We start from the raw sequence: 2,529 nt of genomic DNA on the forward strand, positions 1-2,529 counted from the left end.
GTGAGCTTACGAGAAGGTAGCGTGCAGGGGAGGTCCCGGCCACAGCCAGAACCTGTTTTGATTAGATATCGGACTGGTAATTCCAGGGTAAGAACTGTTCCGGATTGGCCATAACCTCGCTTTGCCGCCGTTGAACGGCATTAAAGTAATCCAGCACGTTGACACCGGCCTCGGCTGCCGTCGCTATCATCGCCATTACCACATCAGCAACGTGGGCTCCTTTGGTCGTTTTGTGGAACATGGCATTTTTTCGGTTACGCGCGACCAGTTTAAGCGCCTGTTCCGCCCGGTTATTGTCGAGTTGTGCGCCTTCCAAGCGGCAGAAGGCTGTCAGCCCTTCATAGTGTTTGTTGAAGTAGTTAATCGCTTTACCCAACCCACTGTTTTCTTCCACGCTACCATTGGTCAGCTCTGATTTACCCCAACTATGGATCTTCTTCATCATGGGAAGTGAAAGCTTTTTATGCCAGGCTAGCCGTTGTGTCGTGTTCAACTCTAGCTCTCTGGCTTCATCGTCATATCGCCAGATCTCCCCGTACCAGTTCAGTACCTGCTCAACCTCATCCGGGAACTGATTGAGGACCTCTGCGAACTGGCGTCGACCATGACTGTTGCACAGGCAATGCTCAACCTCGAACCCAAGTGACGGACGATTACTGGATAATGCATCACTCATAAGCAGAGGCTGGAGTGGCAAGTTTCGCTGACTCAGGATTTCATCGATAAACTCTCCGGCATGACCGATATTGGTTTGATACAGCACTATGTTGTGGCCATCAGACAGGGTAGCGACCAGACCAGAGCTGTAGACCCCGCTACGCTCGCGAGTCTTATCGCTGTTGCGTACGGGCTTTTCAATCGGAGTTTGATCTAAGATCCGGTTACTTGTGTCGTCCAGATAGTAATGCACAGCGTTAGCCGCTTTTTGTAGCAACAACGTGTAGATCGGTTGCAGGCTACTGGCAACCAATTCGGTCTGATCGAATACGCTAGAGGCGGTCAGTTTTACTCCCATTAAGGCCTGGATGCTCTCCTGACGATAGTAGGGCGCACCGGCAAAAAACTTGTGCAGTGCCATCAGGCTACGGGCACTGTAGCCATACTTTTGGCCCGGTTTACCATCCTCAACCACCTCATCGGGGAGCTTGGCAGTAAAATATTGGCCGCAGGCATTACAGCGCAACCGCTCCATGATGTGTTGTTCCGGGACGAATGGACTTTGTCCGGTAATCCGCAACAGGGTGGCAGGCTCATATTTGTACAGTTTACCTTGCTGACATTCAGGGCAGCGGTCCCCCTTGCTCAGGTCATCCAGTTTATGCTGAGTGATTTTCGGCTTGACCTGTGTGTTTGGCTTGGTGGCTCTGGGTCTCGGGCGCTTTTGGCTGCCTTTGCCCTTCTGACCAAGCAGGGTATCCATGGTCTCCGATGATCTGACCATGCCAACCAGCTTACGCAGCTTATGTAAGGTGATATCGTTATCGGACAGCCGTTCTTGCAGAGCTGCTAACGTTTTTAACGCCTTCAGCAGTATCTGGCAATCTTCCGGGCTCAGTGCCAGGTCATGCTCCTTCGCTTCCTGCACGCGCTGGATAAGTCCGTCAAGCTCTTCGCTGTCGATATCGGTAAACTCTTGCGTCACCTTATTTCTTGCCTCATAAGTTAGTGATGGAGTCCATTATTCCAGCGCCGCACGATCGGTCAAATTGATCGAGAGGATCAATAAGCTGATTGAGCAGAGTGTGCACATGGTCATAGTTTTTGCCAGCCAGACTGCCCTGTCAGCAAGGTTTTTAGCTGCTTAGCGGCCAGAGGCGTGACCTCATCCTGATGATGACGGGGCCAGTCCTGAAAGCGGCCCTTGGACAGGCGCTTGCTCATTAACCAGAAGCCGGAACCGTCATAGCATAGCGCCCGCAGCATTGTCCGACGGCGGTTGGTGAACACAAACAGGGTTCCGCTGCGAGGTTCTTGTTTAAGCTGATGGCGGCACAAAGCGGCAAATCCATCAATGCCGCAACGGAAATCAGCGGGTTTAGTGGCAAGCAGAATTTTGGTATCTGCAGTCAGGTGGATCATCGGTACTCTCCCGCTTCTTGCATTAGAACTCGCAGTAACCCAGGGGATATATCCCCGTAGATACGAATTTGACTTGAATTGGGCAAGGTTACCTGCAGGTTCAAGCCAGAGTTATGCTGTAAATCGGACTCAATCTGCAACGGGATAAAGTCAGGTACTGGACGCTCGGTCGGAAGCAGCTGGCGCCATGAATTAAGTTGGGTGGTACAGATCCGCAGTGCATTGGTGACCTGCCCGATTCGATACTCTTCGAGTAGCTCAAGAGCCAACAAGCGCAGTTGATCAGGGATATTGACGTGTTTGTTGGGGCGGGTTTGTCGCCAATGCTCAAAGGCGGCGATGGCTTGGCTCAGTTTGTCGTGGTTTTGCATAGTGCTGCTCCTCGTTTGGGTATGCACTAAGTAAACCAGAGCTGATTGGCTAAGTTGAGCTATGCCGTCGTAAGCTCAC

3 protein-coding genes are annotated in these 2,529 nt (G+C 51.8%); all 3 read right to left on the reverse strand.

The annotated features are described in order from the left end of the window. Nucleotides 1-61 precede the first annotated feature (61 nt). Nucleotides 62-1,642, reverse strand: coding sequence for an IS66 family transposase (tnpC, locus tag C9J03_RS26260; RefSeq protein WP_044621368.1), 1,581 nt, complete (start codon nucleotides 1,640-1,642; stop codon nucleotides 62-64). A 110-nt stretch (nucleotides 1,643-1,752) separates the two neighbouring features. Next, the gene (tnpB, locus tag C9J03_RS26265) at nucleotides 1,753-2,079 is read right to left on the reverse strand and encodes an IS66 family insertion sequence element accessory protein TnpB (RefSeq protein ID WP_044621369.1); all 327 of its coding nucleotides are present in this window, start codon (nucleotides 2,077-2,079) and stop codon (nucleotides 1,753-1,755) included. Next, entirely contained in the window at nucleotides 2,076-2,450 is a 375-nt protein-coding gene (locus C9J03_RS26270; protein WP_044621370.1) for a hypothetical protein, read from the reverse strand. The genes tnpB and C9J03_RS26270 overlap by 4 nt, the downstream gene beginning before the upstream one ends. Nucleotides 2,451-2,529 lie beyond the last annotated feature (79 nt).

It is taken from the genome of Photobacterium gaetbulicola (assembly GCF_003025515.1).
GTDB classification, from domain to species: Bacteria; Pseudomonadota; Gammaproteobacteria; order Enterobacterales; family Vibrionaceae; genus Photobacterium; species Photobacterium gaetbulicola.